General features: G+C 63.4%; 15 protein-coding genes. 8 read left to right on the top strand and 7 right to left on the bottom strand.

Features of this window, described 5'->3' with window-relative positions; all coding sequences use genetic code 11:
- Positions 1-156: 156 nt before the first annotated feature.
- Genes AC0GUR_RS04795 through AC0GUR_RS04785 form a run of 3 tightly spaced genes read right to left on the bottom strand, consistent with a single transcriptional unit; the run spans position 157 to position 2,699 of the window.
- Complete coding sequence (locus tag AC0GUR_RS04795) at positions 157-714, bottom strand: DUF7931 domain-containing protein (protein ID WP_472876340.1); 558 nt, start codon at positions 712-714, stop codon at positions 157-159.
- A complete protein-coding gene (locus tag AC0GUR_RS04790) occupies positions 711-1,904 on the bottom strand; it encodes a JmjC domain-containing protein (protein ID WP_472876339.1) in 1,194 nt (397 codons plus the stop codon). The genes AC0GUR_RS04795 and AC0GUR_RS04790 overlap by 4 nt, the downstream gene beginning before the upstream one ends.
- Positions 1,905-1,949: 45 nt before the next feature.
- Positions 1,950-2,699, bottom strand: coding sequence for a sulfite exporter TauE/SafE family protein (locus AC0GUR_RS04785; RefSeq protein ID WP_472876338.1), 750 nt, complete (start codon positions 2,697-2,699; stop codon positions 1,950-1,952).
- A 175-nt stretch (positions 2,700-2,874) separates the two neighbouring features.
- On the opposite strand from AC0GUR_RS04785, the gene AC0GUR_RS04780 reads away from it, so the two are divergent.
- The 4 genes from AC0GUR_RS04780 (at position 2,875) to AC0GUR_RS04765 (ending at position 8,892) form a co-directional block, all read left to right on the top strand.
- Positions 2,875-4,638 carry an assimilatory sulfite reductase (NADPH) flavoprotein subunit gene (locus AC0GUR_RS04780; protein ID WP_472876858.1) on the top strand — a complete coding sequence of 588 codons (1,764 nt, stop codon included), beginning with the start codon at positions 2,875-2,877 and terminating at the stop codon, positions 4,636-4,638.
- 1 nt (position 4,639) lies between these two features.
- Positions 4,640-6,334 carry an assimilatory sulfite reductase (NADPH) hemoprotein subunit gene (cysI, locus tag AC0GUR_RS04775; protein WP_472876337.1) on the top strand — a complete coding sequence of 565 codons (1,695 nt, stop codon included), beginning with the start codon at positions 4,640-4,642 and terminating at the stop codon, positions 6,332-6,334.
- A complete protein-coding gene (locus AC0GUR_RS04770) occupies positions 6,331-7,053 on the top strand; it encodes a phosphoadenylyl-sulfate reductase (protein ID WP_472876336.1) in 723 nt (240 codons plus the stop codon). The genes cysI and AC0GUR_RS04770 overlap by 4 nt, the downstream gene beginning before the upstream one ends.
- A 69-nt stretch (positions 7,054-7,122) precedes the next feature.
- Positions 7,123-8,892, top strand: a complete 1,770-nt coding sequence (locus AC0GUR_RS04765; RefSeq protein ID WP_472876335.1) for a bifunctional sulfate adenylyltransferase/adenylylsulfate kinase — start codon at positions 7,123-7,125, stop codon at positions 8,890-8,892.
- A 566-nt stretch (positions 8,893-9,458) separates the two neighbouring features.
- Here the strand turns inward: AC0GUR_RS04765 and AC0GUR_RS04760 are convergent.
- Complete coding sequence (locus AC0GUR_RS04760; protein ID WP_472876334.1) at positions 9,459-10,478, bottom strand: LysR substrate-binding domain-containing protein; 1,020 nt, start codon at positions 10,476-10,478, stop codon at positions 9,459-9,461.
- A gap of 340 nt (positions 10,479-10,818) precedes the next feature.
- Here AC0GUR_RS04760 and cysG point away from each other — a divergent pair, with 340 nt between their 5' ends.
- Positions 10,819-12,255, top strand: a complete 1,437-nt coding sequence (gene cysG / locus AC0GUR_RS04755) for a siroheme synthase CysG (protein ID WP_472876333.1) — start codon at positions 10,819-10,821, stop codon at positions 12,253-12,255.
- A gap of 73 nt (positions 12,256-12,328) precedes the next feature.
- A complete protein-coding gene (gene cysK / locus AC0GUR_RS04750; RefSeq protein WP_472876332.1) occupies positions 12,329-13,270 on the top strand; it encodes a cysteine synthase A in 942 nt (313 codons plus the stop codon).
- Positions 13,271-13,804: 534 nt separating this feature from the next.
- On the opposite strand, the gene AC0GUR_RS04745 is transcribed toward cysK, so the two are convergent.
- Positions 13,805-14,116: a winged helix-turn-helix transcriptional regulator gene (locus tag AC0GUR_RS04745; RefSeq protein ID WP_472876857.1), complete on the bottom strand. Its 312-nt coding sequence runs from the start codon at positions 14,114-14,116 to the stop codon at positions 13,805-13,807.
- 221 nt (positions 14,117-14,337) lie between these two features.
- Here AC0GUR_RS04745 and gstA point away from each other — a divergent pair, with 221 nt between their 5' ends.
- The gene (gene gstA, locus AC0GUR_RS04740; protein ID WP_472876331.1) at positions 14,338-14,958 is read left to right on the top strand and encodes a glutathione transferase GstA; all 621 of its coding nucleotides are present in this window, start codon (positions 14,338-14,340) and stop codon (positions 14,956-14,958) included.
- A 68-nt stretch (positions 14,959-15,026) separates the two neighbouring features.
- Here gstA and purB read toward each other — a convergent pair whose 3' ends face one another.
- Positions 15,027-16,394, bottom strand: a complete 1,368-nt coding sequence (gene purB / locus AC0GUR_RS04735) for an adenylosuccinate lyase (RefSeq protein WP_472876330.1) — start codon at positions 16,392-16,394, stop codon at positions 15,027-15,029.
- 1,079 nt (positions 16,395-17,473) lie between these two features.
- Here purB and AC0GUR_RS04730 point away from each other — a divergent pair.
- Entirely contained in the window at positions 17,474-18,871 is a 1,398-nt protein-coding gene (locus AC0GUR_RS04730; protein WP_472876329.1) for a class II fumarate hydratase, read from the top strand.
- 30 nt (positions 18,872-18,901) lie between these two features.
- On the opposite strand, the gene AC0GUR_RS04725 is transcribed toward AC0GUR_RS04730, so the two are convergent.
- Positions 18,902-19,471: a DUF2884 family protein gene (locus AC0GUR_RS04725; protein WP_472876328.1), complete on the bottom strand. Its 570-nt coding sequence runs from the start codon at positions 19,469-19,471 to the stop codon at positions 18,902-18,904.
- Positions 19,472-19,521 lie beyond the last annotated feature (50 nt).

Here is a 19,521-nt window from a genome sequence, read left to right as displayed (position 1 = left end):
GATGGGGTCTCGACAGGAAATTTCGACCTCAAAGGTACCGACCATCGTCGAAGGGTGCGGTTTTTTCGCGGCAACGTGGTGTTTTGTAAGGAGACGGTCACGGCGTCGACGCGCGACTAGCCGTTCAGCCACGGGCTAAGGTCACGCCGTCGATCGCTAGATATCGAGCGCTTGCCAGGCGGTGGCGCGTGCCGAGCGTTCCCAGACCTCGTTGAAGTACTGCAGCAGTGGCGCCTGCGCGGCGCGGTTGTGATGCGAAGCGCGACCCTCGGCGCGCCTCGCGTCCGGTTGAAACAGGTAGCCGCCCTGATCGGTGAGCAAAAAGGACGAGGCGTAGGCCAGGTCCAGCTCTTCGATCGGCGTACGCACCAGAACGCTGCTGGGCAGGCGCTGGGCGAGGGCGATCAGGCGATGTCCCTCTCGCAGGGCGCTAGCGGGGTCATGCAGCAACAGCCGGATCTCCGCGCCGCGACCGGCAATGGCGATGCGGCGCAGTTCGTCCAGCTCGGCCGGGCTGGCGTACGTGTCGCTGGACAGCACGGGCTGGTAGATCGCGACGCGGCGGGTCGCCCCGGCCAGCAACTGCAGCCGGGCGTCCGCGATCTCGCTGCGGCTGGCGGCCGGCAAGGCCGGGGAGTCGTGAGCGGACGACGCCAGCCCACTGTCGGGCGCAGCCCGATCAGCGTGCTCGGTACTGTCGTCCGGCAAGCTCATCGGCGCTTGCTCTTGTGAGCCACCAGGTGGCCGTCATTGACCAGCGCGACCAGCAGTTCGGCCTCCGCCGCCGGAACTGACTTGCCCGGCTGCAAAGAGCGCTCACCGCAGATGCGCTCGGCCAGCTCGAGCGACGTGGGGTAGGCGTGACCGTTGACGAACAGCGTGGCGCCGCCCTTGCGCTTGGCCCATGCCATGCGTGCCCACGGGTGGCGCAGCAGCTGAGCGCCGCCTTCCAGTTGCTTGCGCAGGGCTGCCTCGGTCGAGGCCTTCTCGGGCGGTACCGGCAGCCGGGCATTTCGATAGCGCGTGATGAAGCGACCGAACCAGTCGATCAGGGTGGCTTCGTCCATCCCGGCGGCAAACGGCAGGGCCTGCTTGAGGCGGGCCAGCGCGGCGCGGTCGATTTCGCCGGCGGTCTTGGCCGGGGCAAGATCGGGGTCGCTGTAGCGAAGCTCATCCGGCAGTCGTTCGGCCAGATAGTCGGCCAGATCGCCGGTGAGCTCGGCCTGTGACGGGGAGCGCAGGCCCACCGAAATGGTCATGCACGGACCGCCGAAGGCGATGCCGTCATGCGGCACTCCGGGCGGCAGGTAAAGCATGTCGCCAGGTTCCAGCAACCACTCATGGGTAGGCTCGAACACCTGCAGTTGCTTCAGCTCCACATCCGGGCGGAAATCCTTCGGCGCATCCGGGTCGGTGCTGATGGCCCAGTGGCGCTGGCCGATGCCTTGCAGCAGAAATACGTCGTACTGATCCACATGTGGCCCCACGCCGCCGCCGGGCTCGGCGTACGAGATCATGATGTCGTCCAGCCGCCAACTCGGCAGGAAGTTGAAGTGCTCGAGCAGGCCGGCGACATCCGCGTCCCACTTATCGACATCCTGCACCAGCAGGGTCCAGTTACTGTCCGGCGTGGTGGCGAAGTCTTTTTCCGTAAGCGGGCCGCTCTTCACCTTCCAGCGGTCGCGGCTTTCGTTATGGATGATGAGGCGTGACAGCGCCGACTCCTCCAGCGCGAGGCCGGCCAGGTCGTCTGGCTGGATCGGCGGTTCGAAGTCGGGAAAGGCCTGGCGGATCAGCAGCGGATGTTTCTGCCAGTAGTCGCGAAGGAATTGCACGGGGCTCATGCCCAGCGGCTGCTTGGCGCTGCCGCGGACTTCGATGGGGAGGGAGCGTGATGTCGTCATTCGCCCATTCTAAGCGAATGTGGCGATGCTCCCGTTTGATCGTCGTCAGTGCGTGAAGAACGCGTGGGCCACGTTATTGAACCCAATGGCCAGCACCGCCAGCGCGGCCAGGACAGTGGCCGCGCGCGGCGGCATCTTGCGGGCAAGCAGCGCGCTGAAGGGGGCGGCCACTACACCGCCGACGATCAGGCCGAGCACTGATGCGCCATGTGGCAGCCCCACCTGGATGAAGAAACTGATGGAGGCCACAGCACTGACCACGCACTTGGCCAGATGCACCGTGCCGATAACCATGCGCGGCCGCACCCCGCGGGCCACCAGCGCGGTGACGGTAAGCGCGCTCCAGCCACCACCTGCAACTGCGTCGGCGAAACCGGCAGCCAGGCCCAGCGGGCGGGTCAAGCGCGGCGTCTCGTCGTGGAGCCGCTGACGCCGGGCCGGGCGCAGCAGCAGGAACAACCCCATGCCGATGAGGTACGGGGTGAGGGCCATTTTCATCCAGGTCGGCGGCACGTGGCTGACCACGTAGGCGCCGATGGTGGCCCCGATCGCGCCTGGAATGACCAGGGCCCAGAACAGCTTGCGCAACACATTGCCCGCTGCGAGATGGCTGATGCCGGAAGCGCCGCAGGTAAACGTCTCGGCGTAATGCACGCTGGCGCTCGCTAGCGCAGGCGGCACGCCCAGTGTGAGCAGCAACGCCGCCGAGGTGACGCCATAGGCCATGCCCAGCGCGCCATCGACGAGCTGGGCAAGGACGCCAATGACGGCGGACGTAAGAAAATCCGTGGGCATGGGGCCAGTGTAAGGGAGGGGCACTCCTTATAGGAAATAAGCGCTCGGACATAAGGTTATGCCAACACGTCCTTTCACACGGCATAACGCGAAGATTACTTTCGGTGTTCAGACGGATGGACGTCCAAAGGACATCGATGTGAATGCGGTCGCCGCAACAGAAACCAGGTTGACAGTGCTGAGCGGCGAAAGGCTGTCGACATTGGAGCGGCTGGCCGATGGGCTGGGTCCCGCCGAGCTGTACTGGATTGCCGCTTGGAGCGCCGCACGAGCGGAACAGGTACAGCGCGGCGAGCTACCGCTGCAGCTTGCCAAGGCAGCTGGCGAACGTCTGACTATTCTCTATGGCAGCCAGACGGGCCAGGCCAAACGCGTGGCTACGCAGTTGAGTGCGCGTGCCGAGGCGGCCGGCCTTGCCGTGCGCCTGGTGCGCGCCGACAGCTATCCGCAGCGGGATCTGGCCAAAGAAACCCATCTCGTCGTGGTGATCAGCACCCAGGGTGACGCCGAGCCGCCGGATGATGCGCGCGGATGGGTGGAATTTGTGCTGGGCAAGCGTGCACCCAAAGTGCCGGGCCTGCGTTATGCCGTACTTGGTCTCGGCGATTCGAGCTATCCCCAGTTCTGCGCCATCGGTCGCCAGCTCGATGAACGTTTTGCGGAACTGGGCGCGTCGCGCCTGGCACCGTTGGGCGAAGCGGATGTCGATGTCGACGCCGTCGCGACGCCATGGACAGAGCGCGCGCTCGAACAAGCACGACAAGCGCTGGGTACGACAACCCCTGCGCGCGTCACCACTTTGCAACCCGTACCGTCACGCGTGAGTTACACGCGAGAGCGCCCCTACGCCGCGGCGGTGCTGGACAACCAGACCATCGTCGCGCGCGACGCCGGGCGGGATGTGCGCCATGTCGAACTCTCGCTGGACGGTTCCGGCTTGAGTTACGAACCCGGCGATGCCGTGGGCGTGTGGCCGGAAAACCCGCCCGTGCTGGTCAATAAATGGCTGTCGTTGCTGCGACTGGACGGCGAGCAGGCCGTACGCCACGAGGGCAGGGAGCTGCCTTTGCGCCAATGGTTGACCCATGAGCGTGAGCTGACGCGGCTGAGCCGGCCACTGATTGCCGCCGTGGCTGATGCCAGCGGCGACGAGTCATTGGCAGGTCTGTTGCGGCCGGATCAGTCCCCACGTCTGGCCGCATTGCTCGCCGAAGATCAGCCGATTGATCTGTGGCGTCGCCACCCCGCCATGTGGTCGGCGGAGGAACTGGTTGCGGCGCTTCGCCCGCAAACGCCACGCCTTTACTCGATTGCTTCCAGCCAGAAGGCTGTTGGCGACGAAGTGCATCTCACCGTGGCGGTCGTCGATTACCAGGCGCACGGCGAACGCCATTGGGGCGCCGCGTCGTCGTTCGTTGCGGTGGCGGGTGACGAGTATCGCTTGCCGATCTTCATTGAATCGAACGAGCGCTTCCGCCTGCCGAAGGACAACGACCGGGACATCATCATGATTGGTCCCGGCACCGGCGTGGCGCCGTTCCGTGCCTTCGTGCAGGAGCGGCGCGAAACCGGCGCAAGCGGCCGCAACTGGCTGTTCTTCGGCAACCGTCATTTCACCAACGACTTCCTCTATCAGGTCGAATGGCAGGCGGCGTTGCGCGATGGCTCGCTGCACCGTATCGATCTGGCCTTCTCCCGCGATGGCGCCTCAAAGATCTACGTGCAGCAGCGCCTGCGCGAGCAGGGGCGCGAACTGTACGACTGGCTGCAGAACGGCGCGCACTTGTACGTCTGCGGCGATGCCAGCCAGATGGCCAAGGACGTGCACGCGACGCTGATCGACGTGGCCGTGACGCATGGTGGTCAAACGCCGGAACAGGCCAAGGAATGGCTGTCCGGGCTTCTGCAGCAGGGCCGCTACGCCCGCGACGTGTACTGATATGACGACACCGCTTTCCGATCTCGAACGCATCAAGGCCAACAGCCGCTATCTGCGCGGCACCATCGTGGAAGGCTTGCGCGATCCGGTCACCAACGCCATCAGTGACGATGACAACAAGTTGCTGAAATTCCACGGCAGCTATCTGCAGGATGATCGCGACCTGCGTGAGGAGCGCCGCAAACAGAAGCTGGAGCCGGCCTATAGCTTCATGCTGCGTGCGCGCCTGCCATCCGGCGTGGTCACACCCGCCCAGTGGCTGGTGTTTGATCGGCTGGCGCGCGAGCACGCCAATGGGACTCTGCGCATTACCACGCGCCAGACCTTTCAGTGGCACGGCATCATCAAGCATCACCTGAAGCCCACCATCGCGGCCATCCATGACGCGCTGGCCAGCACTATCGCTGCGTGCGGCGACGTCGTGCGCAATGTGGTGAGCACGACGAATCCAGTGGAGTCCGAGGCCCACGCGCTCGCTTATGAATGGGCTACGCGCTTGTCGCTTGAACTCTCGCCACGCACGCGGGCCTATCACGAGATTTGGCTTGACGGCGAGGCGCTAGTGGGCGAACCGAAGGATGAGGAGCCGCTGTACGGCACCACCTACCTGCCGCGCAAGTTCAAGATCGGGCTGGCGATTCCGCCGCTCAACGATATCGATGTTTTCGCGCAGGATCTCGGCCTGATTGCCATTATCGAGCAAGGCCAGCTGCAGGGTTTCAACGTTGCCATCGGCGGCGGCATGGGCGCTACGCATGGCGATCCCACCACCTATCCGCGCCTGGCCAGCGTGATCGGTTTCGTCGAACCCGAGCGCCTGCTGGCCGTTGCCGAAGCGGTGGTCGCGGTACAGCGCGACTGGGGCAATCGCAGCGAGCGCAAACATGCGCGGCTGAAGTACACCATCGATCATCGCGGCCTGGATGCGTTCAAGGCCGAACTGGAATCGCGGCTGGGTTTCGCACTGCAGCCCGAACGCGCCTACCAGTTTGATCACAACGGCGATCGCTATGGCTGGATCGAAGGCAGTGACGGCCGCTGGCACCTAACGCTGCAGATCGAGTCCGGTCGCCTCGCCGACACCGGCGACCACCGCTGGCTCACTGGTCTACGTGAGCTTGCCAACGTGCACCAAGGCGATTTCCGCCTTACCTGCAACCAGAATGTGATCGTCGCCAACGTGGCGGCCAACCAGCGCGAGCGCATCGATGCCATCGTGGTGGCGCATGGTCTGGACGGCTATCGCACACAGAGCGGCATCCGTCGCCATGCAGTGGCTTGCGTAGCCTTGCCCACCTGCGGGCTGGCCATGGCGGAAAGCGAGCGTTACGTACCGGCATTGCTTCCCAAGCTGGAGGCAATACTCGACGTGCACGGATTGAGGGATGCGCCGATCCTGCTGCGCCTATCCGGTTGCCCAAACGGTTGCTCGCGTCCGTATCTGGGTGAGATAGCACTGGTCGGTCGCGCGCCCGGCCGATACGACTTGCGCCTCGGCGCGGATTTCCGCGGGCAGCGCCTCAACCAGGTATTCCGGGAGAACGTGGACGAAGCAGCGATACTCGAAGCGCTCGAGCCGTTGTTTGCCAACTACGCCGCGGGCCGCGCGCAAGGCGAGCATTTCGGCGATTTCCTGGTGCGCACTGGTGTGATCACCGCCAACACGCGGCGGATTCCCGCAGAGGTGGTGGCATGAAGCAGGCGTTGCTCGAGGACGCGCAGCACGATGCCGATGCGCTGGAGGTGCTGAACGCGTGGCTGGGCACCCTGGATGCCGAGCAGCGCGTGATCTGGGCACTGGCCTACGCACCCGGCACGCATGTGCTTTCGTCCAGCTTCGGTGCGCAGGCGGCGGTGTCGCTGCACCTGTTGACTCGACAGCGGCCGGACCTTCCGGTGGTGCTGATCGATACCGGCTACTTGTTTCCCGAGACGTATCACTTCATCGATACGTTGCGCGAGCGCCTGGCATTGAACCTGAAGGTCTACAGCGCACCGCAGAGTCCTGCCTGGCTGGAGGCTCGCGAAGGGCGCCTGTGGGAGCAGGGCGTGTCAGGCATCGACCGCTACAACCAGCTGCGCAAGGTGGAACCCATGCAGCGCGCGTTGCGCGAATTGGGCGCCGGTTCCTGGTTTGCTGGTCTGCGCCGCAGCCAGGCACGCACGCGCGCAACGATTCCGTTTGCCGAGCGCCGTGACGGCCGTTGGAAGTTCCATCCCATCGCCGACTGGAACGATCGCGACGTGGGCATGTACCTGCGCAAGCATGGCTTGCCTTATCACCCGTTGTGGGACCAGGGATTCATCTCCATCGGCGACGTGCATACCACGCATCGCTGGGAGCCCGGATCCGATATCGATGCCACGCGCTTCTTTGGCCTCAAGCGCGAATGCGGCTTGCATGGCCTCGCCTGAATACTCAAGAACAGATTCATTCCAGCGCATTTCGCTGGCCGCTGACCCCGATACGACAAGAACATCATCATGAGCCAGAGTGCCCTTGCCGAAGTTGACGCCAGCCTTGCCGAGCTTGCCGAGAAGGCGAGCTTGATTGCCCCGCATGGCGGCGTCTTGAAAGAGCTGTATTTGCCCGCCGACGAAGCCGAACGATGGAAACAGCGCAGCGCGGGCTTGCCTGGCGTTGATCTGGATACGCGTCAGTTATGTGATCTCGAGCTGCTGCTTAACGGCGCGTTCTCGCCGCTGGAAGGGTTCCTCACCCAGCGCGATTACGATCGCGTGGTCAGTGACGCACGACTGGCGGATGGCACGTTGTGGCCCATGCCGGTCACGCTGGACGTAAGCGAAGCATTTGCCGAGCGTCTGGCTCCCGGCAGCGAAGTCGCCCTGCGTGACTCCCAAGGCGTGCCGCTCGCCGTGCTGCTGGTGGAGGACATCTATCGGCCGGATCGCGAGCACGAAGCCCGTCAGGTGTTTGGCACCGTCGATCGCACGCATCCCGGTGTTGCCGAATTGCTGGATCGCTATCGCCCGGTCAACCTGGGTGGTCGCGTGCTGGGCATCCAATCGCCATCGCACTACGACTTCACGGGCCTGCGCGACACGCCGCGCACCCTGCGCGAGTGGTTCGCGGCGCACGGTTGGCATCGCATCGTCGCCTTCCAGACGCGCAACCCGATGCACCGCGCCCATCGCGAGTTGACTCTTCGCGCCGCTCAGCAGGTCGGTGCAAAGCTGTTGGTGCAGCCCTCGGTGGGGCGCACCAAACCGGGCGATATCGATCACTACACGCGCGTGCGTTGCTATCAGGCCTTGCTGCCGCAGTATCCGGCGAACAGCGCCAAGCTTTCGCTGCTGCCATTGGCCATGCGCATGGGTGGCCCGCGTGAAGCGCTATGGCACGCGATCATCCGCAAGAATTACGGTGCCAGTCATTTCATCGTAGGGCGTGATCACGCGGGTCCGGGCAAGGGCGCGAATGGCGAGCCGTTCTATGGGCCGTTCGACGCGCAGCACCTGTTGGAGCGTCATCAGGCTGAGCTGGGCATTCGCATCGTCCCGTTCCCGGCGATGGTGTATGTGGCCAATCGTGACACCTACCTGCCATCGACCGAAGTGCAGCCGGACGATGAGGTGCGCGACATCTCGGGCACTCAGCTTCGGCGCCACCTGCAGGAAGGCAGCGAGATTCCTTCGTGGTACTCGTTTCCGGAAGTGGTGGAGATTCTCCGCGAGCGGCATCCGGCGCAGGCGTCACGTGGTTTTGCGTTGTTCTTCACTGGGTTGTCTGGTGCGGGTAAGTCGACCATTGCCCAGGCGGTGGTTGCTCAGTTGCTTGAGAGCACCAGTCGTTCGGTGACGGTGCTGGATGGTGATGAGGTGCGCAAGCATTTGTCGCGTGGATTGGGTTTTTCGCGTGAGGATCGCAATGCCAATGTGACGCGCATTGGTTATGTGGCGAGTGAGATTGTGCGACATGGCGGTATTGCGGTGTGTGCGCCGATTGCGCCGTATGCCGATGCGCGTGCTGAAGCCCGTGCGCTGGTGGAGGCGCATGGCGACTTTATCGAGATCCATGTGGCGACGGCGCTGGAGGTGTGCGAGGCGCGGGATCGCAAGGGGCTTTATGCGCAGGCGCGGGCTGGGGTGATTTCGCATTTCACGGGGATCAGTGATCCGTATGAGGAGCCTTTGAAGCCGGAGTTGCGGCTGGATGGGGATGCGGGGGAGCCGTTGGTGTTGGCGGGGAGGATTGTGGAGTTGTTGGAGCAGAGAGGGTTGTTGTTTGGCTAGTTTGATGGCTAGCGTGCGCATCTCTGCTGGTCATCCGCGCGAGGGGCTCTTGAATACCTCAGGCGGGTCAAGCGGGGCAAGCACGACGCGCGCAGAACGCTCGAAGGGCGACCCCGGAGAGATAGGCGCGCGCGAGCGTGTATTCCCCTCACCGTCATCCCCGCGAAAGCGGGGATCCAGTGACTTTGCTTTTGGCCTCGGCCGAGCGTTCCCGCCAGCTTGCCGCCTACGCGGCGGGCGTTTCGATCGTCTGCCGACGCTCGAGTCACTTTTCTTTTGCTGGCCCAAAAGAAAAGTAACCCAAAGAAAACGGCCTTAAGAGCGGGGTGGTCGTAGCGTCGTGCTGAATAAAAGACTTGGCGGTCGTGAAGTCCGGAACGTCACGATCGCCCGACACACGGTACGGCTACACCGCAACGCGCCGTCGCGAAGAGGACTTAAAGCGAGGTGCGGCGGCACCACACTTCTCCCTCTCCCCTTCGGGGAGAGGGCTGGGGTGAGGGGCCAATCTTGCCTCAATCCCCAATGGCTTCTTTACCAGAACGCTTTGCTTGTCACCGCGCGACCTACTGCGCCTCAAGCACCCGATCCACCACCTTGTGCGGCACCTCACGCTCACGCCAATGCGGCACGCCCGGCCATTGCGATGTACCAACGCCGCCGCTAGCTAGCGCGCGACTCACCGCCCGCCGTTCCAGATGCGGTGCAAATACACCGATGAAATCCAGCGCGTACTCGCGCAGCACGCTTTCCCGTCGCAATACGATCCAGGTAGTGCAGGCGGCGAACAGGTGGTCTGCGGACAGCTCGTGGAGGTCGGTGTCGTGCGCCGGTTGATACGCCATCTCGGCGAGCACACCAATACCCATGCCTTCGCGTACGTAGGTCTTGATGAGGTCGGCATCGCTCGCCGTCATGATGATCTGCGGGTCGAGGCCGGCGGCGTGAAAGGCGCGCGCCAGTGAGGACTCCGGCTTGAGCGAGGAGTCGTAGCTGATCAACGGGTTGGCGGCGAGCTGCTCCAGCGTGGGTGGCTTGTTCTGGCGGGCCAATGGATGAGCGTTGGGCACGACCACGATGCGGTTCCAGCGGTAGGCGGGCAGGGCGATGCCGCTCGGTGGCGGTGCACCGGCGGCGGTGCTGACAATGGCCAGGTCCACCTGGCCGCCATCCAATAGTGAGATGACGTCCGAGTCGCTGACCGGCTGCAGATGCACGCTTACCTGCGGGTAGCTGCGGCTTAACGCAGCGACGGCAGTGGGCAGCGCGAAGCGGGCCTGGGTGTGGGTGGTGGCGATGCGCAGGGTGCCGCGCGATTCGTTGCGAAGGTTGGCGGCTATCGAGCGGATATTGGCCGCTTCGGCCAGGATGATCCGCGCGCGCTCCAGTACGTGGGTGCCGGCATGCGTGATGGCGTGCAGGCTACGGCCTTTCCGGTGGAACAGTTGAAAGCCTAGCTCGTCCTCAAGCTGCCTTAGCAGCTTGCTGAGGCCTGGCTGGGTGGCGTGTACCCGTTCGGCCGCCAGGGTGATGTTGAGCCCGGCATCCGCAATGGCGACCAGGTAACGCAGTTGGGTAAGGGTCATGACTCAGGTTCCGCAAGCGATCGAGAGAGAGGTGGCTCGTAGTTGCGGGGCGAGTACATCGCGCGACCCGGCACGCCGCCTTCCTGCCTAAGCGGGAGGTCGGGGTGTTGCCCGGCAGTTGGCGATGGCTGGCCATGAGTGCGTGTGACCGATATTTGTGAATTAGACGTCTATACATCTGTTGTTGCGATGCGTCAATACATCATCGAGCAGCGGTCCGGCCACCGCTTATAACGGTCCGGCATATATCCCTGTGCAGAAATCATTTGTGCGGGCCCGGCCGCCTGCCTAGCGTGGAAAGCTCATATCAGCATGCCTATCGCACGGAGTCAGGGGTTCGATGAAGCTGTATCCGTTGTTTGCCGATCTTTCCGGCCGCCAGGTACTGGTGGTCGGTGGCGGTGTGGTCGGTGAACGCAAGGCGGCGGCATTGTTGGAAGCCGGCGCGCGGGTTGCGGTGGGGGCGCCCGACCTCACCCCCGCGCTGCACGGCTGGGTCCGGGAAGGTCGCATCCAATGGCATGCCGGCCTTTTCGAAGAACAGTGGCTCGACGACGCCTGGCTGGTGATTGCTGCCACGGACGATGCGCCACTCCATCACCAGATCGTGGCGTTGGCGGAAGCGCGGCACTTGTTTGTGAATGTGGTGGACGACGCCGAGCGGTCGAGTTTCCACGTCCCCGCGGTGATTGACAGATCGCCCGTCACCATCGCCGTTTCCAGCGGAGGCCATGCCCCGATGCTGGCGCGCCTGTTGCGCGAACGACTGGAATTGCTGATCGACCCCGTGGTGGGCTCGGTCGCGACGCTGCTTGCACAGCTGCGCCACCGCATTCGGGCTCGCATACCTGACCTGGCATTGCGCCGCCGGTTCTACGAGCGCTTGTTGAATGGCCCCGTGCAGAGCTTATTGCGGCGAGGGCAGTGGGCGCTTGCAGAAGCGTCCGCCGAGCGCCTGCTGGAATCAGTGGAGCCGGTGCCATCGGGCTCTGTCGTGCTGCTTGGCGCAGGTCCCGGCGATCCAGGGTTGCTGACGCTGCGCGGCCTTCGCGCGCTCAACGAAGCGGACGTGATCCTGCACGACCGGTTGGTGAGCGTCGAGGTGCTGGCGCTTGCACGCCGTGATGCCGAGCGCATCGAGGTGGCCAAGCAGGCCGGAAACCATCACGCCACTCAGGAGCAGATCCATGCGTTGATGCTGGAACATGCGGCGGCTGGCCGCCGGGTGGTTCGCCTGAAGGGTGGCGACCCGTTCGTGTTCGGTCGTGGCGGCGAGGAGCTGGAATTCCTGCGTCAGCACGGCATTCCCTATGAAGTGGTGCCCGGCATCACCGCGGCGCTGGCCTGCGCGGCGTATGCGGGCATACCGTTGACCCATCGCGACCACGCGCAGTCGGTGCGTCTGGTCACCGCGCACTGCAAGAACTCGATCGACACGCTGGACTGGCAGGCCTTGGCGCAGGAGCGGCAGACGTTGGCCGTCTATATGGGCACCAGCGAACTGCCGGTCATACAGCAGCGTCTGCTGTCGAACGGTCGGGCATCGAGCACGCCATTCGCCCTGGTCGAAAACGGTTCGCGACCGGAGCAGCGCGTGATCACCGGGACGCTGGCCAGCCTGGTCGAGCAGGCCGCCGTGCATGAGGTGCGGTCACCTGCGTTGCTGATCATTGGCGAGGTGGCTGCGTTGGCCACCCAGCTGGCCTGGTTTGGACGTCCGCCGCAGGGCGTCACGCCAACCATCCCCTCGCCGCAGCCCAAGGTGGCTGCGGCTTGACACAACCTTACCCTGAACGGGCGCACCATCGCGCGACACCGTTTCCATCCATGCCGTGCCACGGAGTGATCCCATGATTTACGACAGTATTCTCGACACCATCGGCAACACGCCCATCGTCCGCATTCACCGGCTGGCGCCGAAGCACGTGACGATGTACGTGAAGGTGGAGGCATTCAACCCAGCCGGCTCGGTGAAGGATCGCCTCGCTTACGCCATCATCATCGATGCCGAGCAGCGTGGCGTGCTCAAGCCAGGCCAGACTGTGGTGGAGGCGACCTCCGGCAACACGGGCGTCGCTTTGGCGGCGGTGTGTGCGGCGCGTGGCTACCCGTTCGTCGCGGTGATGACCGAAACCTTTTCCATTGAGCGCCGCAAGCTGATGCGCGCTTATGGCGCCAAGGTGGTGCTGACTCCGGCGGCCGAGCGTGGCAGTGGCATGGTGCGCAGGGCGAAAGAGCTGGCGGACAAGAACGGCTGGTTTCTGGCGCGGCAGTTCGAGAACGAAGCCAATCCGTCGTATCACCGCAACACCACGGCAGCGGAAATTTTGCGTGATTTCGCCGCCAAGCGACTCGATTATTTCGTGACGGGGTGGGGTACCGGCGGCACGCTGACGGGTGTTGGTGAAGTGTTGAAGGTGGCGCGCCCGGAAGTGAAGGTGATCGCTTGCGAGCCGGCCGGTGCATCGTTGCTGTCGGGCAAGGAGTGGCAGCCGCACAAGATCCAGGGCTGGACGCCTGACTTTGTACCGGCGGTGCTCAATCGCGAGGTGGCGAGCAAGATTCTTCCGGTCGACGATGTGGTGGCGCGCGATACGTCGCGAGAGCTGGCGCAGAAGGAAGGTATTTTTGTAGGTATTTCGGCGGGTGCCACGTTTGCTGCAGCGCTGGAGGTGGCGAAGGATGCGCCGCAGGGGGCGGTGTTGTTGGCGATGTTGCCGGATACAGGTGAGCGGTATTTGTCGACGTTTTTGTTTGAGGGTGTCAACGAAGGGTCTGATGACGTCGAGTGATACCGCGCCATATTTCTCCCTCTCCCCTCCGGGGTACGCGGGGAGAGGCCATGGACGGCCGCGGCTTAGAGGAGCGAGGAGAGGGTTGGGGTGAGGGGTGGGACTCGCGATGATCTGTGTTCCCCTCACCGTCATCCCCGCGAAGGCGGGACAAGCGCGAAGCGCGCAGAACGCCCGTAGGGCGGCCCCGAAGGGGCGAGCGAAGCGAGTCATCCGGTGACTTTCGCTCTTGGTCTAGGTCTCCGCCAGCGTGCCGCCTACGCGGCGGGCGTTTCGATCCCCTGCCGGCGCTCGAGTCACTTTTCTTTTGCTGGCCCAAAAGAAAAGTAACCCAAAGAAAACGGCCTCAAGAGCGGGGCTGTCGTAGCGTCGTGTTGAATAAGAGCCTTGAATGCCGCGAGGCCCGGATCGTCACGATCGCCCGACACGCAATACGGCTACACCGCAACGCGCCGTAGCGGTGAGGACTTAATCCGAAGGTGTTGCTTCGTTTCATCTCTCCGCAGAGATGCGAGCAGCAATAATCCCCAGTGGTCAGTGCGCAGCTAACTCGCTCTCATGCGTTTCCCACTCCGCAATCAACTTCCTCCCCACATTCGCAATCGCATTGATCGCCGGGAGCAACTCGCGCCCAAGTTCGGTCAGCGCATACTCGGCCGACGGCGGCGAGGTATTCAGCACTCTCCGCGTCACCAGCCCGCGCGATTCCAACTCCCGCAACCGCGCACTCAACACGCGCGCTGAAATACGCGGCATGTCATGACGAAGTTCGCCAAACCGCCGAGCCTCCCCGCTGAGCTGCCAGATCACGTTAGGCGCCCATGCACCACGAAGCAGCCCGAGCACTTCGCTGAGGGGGCAGGCGGGGGTTGGCTCTACTTTGCTTTTGCGTACAGGCAAGCCCATGGCGGCAACTCTCTGGAAGAACCCGGTAACCCGGCGGTTACCGGATTTTACGGGTTACGGGCGGTTAGGTGGTATCCAAGAGTAACCATGCTGGCTAGCATCGTTGGTCTGCGAGGCAGGCAGGCCGAGCAGCCCTCACTCCTCAAGCATGGAGATTCGTCATGAAGCTTTATTACGCCGCTGGTGCCTGTTCGCTTTCGCCGCATATCGTCGCGCTGGAAGCGGGCATTCCCGTGGAACTGGAGAAGGTCGACACCAAGACCAAGCGTACCGAGAGCGGGCAGGATTTCTGGCAGATCAACCCCAAGGGCTATGTGCCGGTGCTGGTGCTGGATAACGGTGAGGTGCTCACGGAAGGCACGGCCATTGTGCAGTACCTGGCCGACCAGAAACCGCAGAGCGCTCTTGCGCCGGCCAATGGCACCACGGCGCGTTACCGTGTGCAGGAGATGCTCGGTTACATCAACTCCGAGGTGCACAAGACGTATTCGCCGCTGTTCAAGCCGGATACGCCGGACGTGACCCGAGAGGAGCGCAAGGAATATCTGCGCAAGCGCTATACGCTGCTGGAGCAGCATCTGGCCAAGCATCCGTGGCTGGTTGGTGATCACTTCTCGGTGGCAGATGCCTATCTCTTCACCGTGACCAACTGGGCGAAGCATGTGGATCTCGATCTGTCCGGTTTCCCGGCAGTGCTCGACTTCCAGAAGCGCGTCGCGGCACGTCCGAACGTGCAGGCAGCGCTTGAAGCCGAAGGGCTGATCAAGAAGGCTGCGGCCTGAAACAAAACGGGTCGCGCACAGTGTGCGCGACCCGTTCTTTCATCCCCCTTCAGGGGTGACGCATCGACTTAGATATCGCGAGCCAACGGCTCGGCCAAACCGATGTAACCGCCCGGCGTCAGGTCGAGCAAACGCTGTTTGGCATCGGCCGGCAGATCGAGGCCGGTGATGAAGGTACGCATCGAATCCTTGGTGATGCCCTGGCCGCGCGTCAGCGCCTTGAGCTGCTCGTAGGGTTCCGGCAGGCCGTAACGGCGCATCACAGTCTGCACGGCTTCGGCCAGCACTTCCCAGTTGGCATCGAGGTCGGCAGCGAGGCGGTCGGCGTTGACGGTGAGCTTGCCCAGGCCCTTCTTCAGCGATTCCAGCGCCACCAGCGTGTGGCCAAATGCGGTGCCCAGCGCACGCAGCACGGTGGAGTCGGTGAGGTCACGCTGCCAGCGGCTGATCGGCAGCTTTTCGGCGAAGTGACCGAGCAGGGCGTTGGCGAGGCCGAAGTTGCCTTCGGCGTTTTCGAAGTCGATCGGGTTGACCTTGTGCGGCATGGTGGAGGAACCCACTTCGCCCGCCTTCAGTGACTGCTTGAAGTAGCCCAGCGAGATGTAACCCCAGATGTCGCGTGCCAAATCGATCAGGATGATGTTGGCGCGACGGATGACATCGCAGTATTCGGCCACGCCGTCATGCGGTTCGATCTGTGTGGTGTAGGGGTTGTAATCCAGGCCCAGGCTTTCCACGAAACGATGCGAGAAGCCGCGCCAGTCCACTTCCGGATAGGTGATGGCGTGCGCGTTGTAGTTACCCACGGCGCCGTTGATCTTGCCCGGAATTTCCACGGCGACAAGCTGCTTGCGCTGGCGTTCCAGACGGGCAACGACGTTGGCCAGTTCCTTGCCCAGCGTGCTGGGCGAGGCCGTCTGGCCGTGCGTGCGGGAGAGCATCGGCAGGTTTGCGTTGGTGTGTGCCATGTCGCGCAGCTGGGCGATGATGCCGTCCAGCATCGGCAGCAGCACCTCGTCACGGGCATCGCGCAGCATCAGGGCGTAGGAGAGGTTGTTGATGTCTTCGCTGGTGCAGGCGAAGTGCACGAATTCCTTGGCCTGGGCCAGCGAGGCGTCATTGCCGATGCGTTCCTTGATGAAGTACTCCACCGCCTTCACGTCGTGATTGGTGGTGGCTTCGATGGTCTTGATGCGTGCACCGTCATCGACGCTGAAGTCCCCGGAGATACCCTTGAGCTTCGCCACCTGGTCGGCGGTGAACGGCGGCAGCTCGGCAATGCCGTTGTCCGCGCCCAGCGCCAGCAGCCACTCGATCTCCACGTGCACCCGGCGGTGCATGAGGCCGAATTCGCTGAAGATCGGGCGCAGCGTTTCAACCTTGCTGGCGTAACGGCCGTCCAGCGGCGACAGGGCGGTCAGGGCGTGGGAGGACATCGGGGGCGTTCCAGAGGCGGGAAAGGGGGGATTTTACAACAGGGGTGGGGAGGGGCGGTTTTTTGGGGGTATCGCGCGTGAGATCTTGTTCCTGCGGTACCTTGAGGCGGCTTGCGAGAACGCGTGTTCCCCTCACGGTCATCCCGGCGCAGGCTGGGATCCGGTGACTTTGCTCTTGGCCCTGGTTTAGCGATACGGCTAGCGTGCCGCCTGCGCGGCGGGCGTTTCGACCTTCTGCCGAAGGCCGAGTCACTTTTCTTTTGCTGGCCCAAAAGAAAAGTAACCCAAAGAAAAAGGCCTCTAGAGCTCCGGTAGCGTCGTGTGGAATACGAGCCTTCAAGGCCTCGGTATTCGGCACCGTGCGATCCATCCGACACGCGGTACGGCTACCCCGCAACGCGCCGTAGCGCAGAGGCGCTCTGCATCGCGTGGAATACAAGCACTGAAGGTTCCGGAGCCTGGATTGCGACCGGCGCAGCGCCGCCACACCGCGGCTACACCGCAACGCGCCGACGCCAAGAGGACTTAAGGCAAACGCCCGAGAGATTTGGTGCACGGCGATGCGCCGTGCAGCGGCACGAGCCGTGCGCTTTGCGCTTTTGACCTTCGGGCCCCCTGTGCGGCGGTGAGGGGTGGACGAAAAGGCCCGCAGGGGGATCGGCAGGGAGGCCGATCCCTTTTCGACAGGACAAGGAAGTCCTGTCGAAAAGCCCGGCCGCCCCTCACGGACTGGCCGGCTTCACCGGCCAGCGCCAAGCGGGGGTGGCCTTTCTTTTGGTTACTTTTCTTTGGCCACGCAAAGAAAAGTGACCCGGACCGCGGCAGCGGTTCGGAAGCTCGCTGCAGGCGAGCACGCTGGCCGTATCGCGACAACCAAGCGATATCGCTCTGGACTCCGGCCTACGCCGGGGTGACGTAACTTAGGAAATGGTGAGGGCTAGATTGCCCCCTCACCCCAACCCTCTCCCCGGAGGGGAGAGGGAGCAAATCGCAACGCCAAACCTTGTCGTCCCCCTTGGCGGCCCCCTAACGCGCCCCGACTTATATTCCCCAACCACTCTCAGAGGAATCGCCAGCACATGAGCCAGTTCCGCACCGAACACGACAGCATGGGTGAACTGAAAGTGCCGTCCAAAGCCCTTTATGGCGCCCAGACACAACGCGCCGTCGACAACTTTCCCATCTCCGGCATGCATTTGCCCCGTGCCTTCATACGTGCCCTGGGCCTGATCAAAGCTGCGGCGGCGGATGCCAATTTCTTGCTGGGCTATCTCAAGAAGGGCCAGGCGCATGCCATACGCAAGGCGGCGCTGGCGGTGGCGGAGGGTGAGTACGACGACCAGTTCCCCATCGATGTGTTCCAGACCGGCTCGGGCACCAGCACCAACATGAACGCCAATGAGGTGATTGCGCACCTGGCCAACCGCGGAGGCGGCAAGGTTCACCCTAACGATCACGTCAACTACGGGCAAAGCTCCAACGACGTGATTCCCACCGCCATCCATGTCAGCGCCACGCTCACAACTACCGAACAATTGCTGCCGGCGCTGAGGCATCTGAAGCGCACCATCGAGCGTCGCGCACGCGAGTTGCGCAACGTGCCCAAGACCGGGCGTACGCATTTGATGGATGCGATGCCGGTGACGTTTGGGCAGGAGCTGTCCGGCTGGGCAGCGCAGATTGGTTCAGCCATCGAGCGCATTGAAGACAGTCTCAAGCGCATGCGCCGGTTGCCTTTGGGTGGCACGGCAGTGGGTACGGGCATCAATGCCGATCCCAGGTTTGGTGTTTCGGTGGCGCGCGAATTGAAGAAGCTTAGTGGCGTTCGCTTTGAATCGGCCGACAACTATTTCGAAGGCATGGCGGGGCAAGATGCAGCCGTTGAGCTGTCCGGTCAGCTCAAGGCGTTGGCTGTGGCGTTGATGAAAATCGCCAACGATCTGCGCTGGATGAATTCGGGCCCGCTGGCGGGGTTGGGCGAGATCGAGTTGCCGGCGCTGCAGCCGGGTTCGTCGATCATGCCGGGCAAGGTCAATCCGGTGATCCCGGAGGCTACCGCGATGGTGGCGGCGCAGGTGATCGGCAACGATGCCACCATCACCATTGCAGGGCAGTCGGGCAATTTCCAGCTCAATGTCATGCTGCCGCTGATCGCGCACAACTTGCTGCAGTCGATCGACATACTTTCCAACGTCAGCGTGCTGCTGGCCGACAAGGCCATTGCCGGTTTCAAGGTCAATGCGGAGCGCGTGAAAGAGGCCCTGGCCAAGAACCCGATCCTGGTCACCGCGTTGAACCCGGTGATCGGCTACGAGAAGGGTGCAGCTACGGCCAAGCAGGCGTATAAGGAAAAACGCCCGATCCTCGACGTGGCCCTTGAGACTACGGGGTTGTCGAAAGCCGAGCTGCAGAAGCTGCTAGATCCGATGACGCTGACACGCGGGGGCATCCACGGCGGGGGCGGTGGTGGTGGCTAAAGCCATCACCGCCCGGCGCTGTTCCACCGATCAGGAGTTGCCGGTGCCTTTCTTCTGGCACTTGGCGACGCTGTGGTCGCTCACCGCGGTGGCATAGGGCTTGAACGCTTCCATCTGCGTGGCCAATTCATCCTGCGCGGTTTTCATCTCGGCCAGGTCATCGCAGATCTTCGCGGCGGCCAGCTTCACATGGTTGGCGGCGGCCTCAGTCTTGGCGCGGGTTTCTTCGGCGTTATCGGCGCCCATGATTTTGCCAGCGGCGGCATTCACGGCCTGTGTGGCCGTGGCTACGCCGGCCATGCCAGTCGCAATGGCGTGGTCGTGCATGGCCTGGGCCGAGGACGCGTAGCGTTGCAGCAGTGCACGCTGTGCGTCGTTCGCCGGCACATTCTGGCCGTTGATGCTCAGCTGCCCGCTGGCATCCACTACTGCATCTGGCGCGCCATCTGCGCGAATGGTCAGGCTGCCGTTGTGCAGCGTGATGTGGCCATTGATTCTGTCTGTATCGCCGCCGAACACCTGCACGTCGTTGCCGATGCCACCGCTGCATGCGGCAAGCGCGGTCAATGCAAGTACGAAGGGAAGGTAGCGATGGCGCATGACGGGTTCCTGAGTGTGGGAAGTGGAGCTGAATTCTGAGAGAGGTTGCC

This window comes from Dyella sp. PARNA 12/25 (assembly GCF_055702865.1).
Note: the sequence above shows the minus strand (reverse complement) of the source record. Positions and strands in the feature narration are given on the sequence as shown.